Origin of the sequence: Mesorhizobium sp. M7A.F.Ca.CA.004.06.1.1, from assembly GCF_003999135.1 — a bacterium.
Taxonomy (GTDB): Bacteria; Pseudomonadota; Alphaproteobacteria; order Rhizobiales; family Rhizobiaceae; genus Mesorhizobium.
In genome coordinates, this window is record NZ_RZPQ01001292.1 from 1 (window position 1) to 794 (window position 794).

1 pseudogene is annotated in these 794 nt (G+C 68.3%); it reads right to left on the reverse strand.

Going from position 1 to position 794, the window contains the following annotated elements:
• Positions 1-794: pseudogene (locus tag EN906_RS35875) on the reverse strand (DNA mismatch repair protein MutS); the annotation flags it as partial.

The following is a 794-nucleotide window of genomic DNA, read 5'->3' on the forward strand; positions in this document are numbered from 1 at the left end:
GTAAAGCGCATGGCGTTGGCCATGGTCTGACGGTGGATGAAGCGCGCCTTGGCGCCGTCGCTGCCGGTCATCACCGCATGATGGTTGGCGGTCACCTCGATATAGTAGCCAAGCACATTATTGTGCCGGATTTTCAGCGAGCGGATGCCGGTCTCGTCGATCAGCGAGCGCTCCAGCCCGGCGATCACCTTTCGCGATTCGTCGCGCAGCGCCCGCATCTCGTCGAGATCGGCATGGTAGCCGCCGCGCAAGAAGCCGCCATCGCGCTTGAGCAGCGGCAGTTCGTCGCCAAGCGCCTGCGTCAGATGCTGGGCCAGCGCCTGGGGCAGAGCATGGATGGCGGCCAATGCCGCCGCAAGTTCCGGGGGCAGGGCGGTGGCGGCAAAGATTTCGGCGATCGCGCCTGCTGCCTCGAAGCCGGCGCGCAGCGCGCCAAGGTCGCGCGGCCCACCCCGGTTGAGCGCCAGCCTCGACAGTGCGCGCGGCATGTCGGCAACGCTCTTCAGGCTCGACCGCACCGCTTGGCAGAGCCGCGTTTCGGAACGGAAGAACGACACCGAATCCAGCCTGGCGCCGATGGCCGCGGGATCGGTCAGCGGCGCCATCAGCCGGTCGGCGAGCAGCCTTGCGCCGCCGCCGGTCACCGTGCGGTCGATCGCCTTGAACAGCGACCCTTCGCGGCTGCCCGACAGTGTGCGCAGCAGTTCCAGATTGCCGCGTGTCGCCGGATCGATGAACAGGGTCGAGCCCTGCTCTTCGCGCTCGGGCCGCGACAGCGGCGGGCGCTCGGCCTT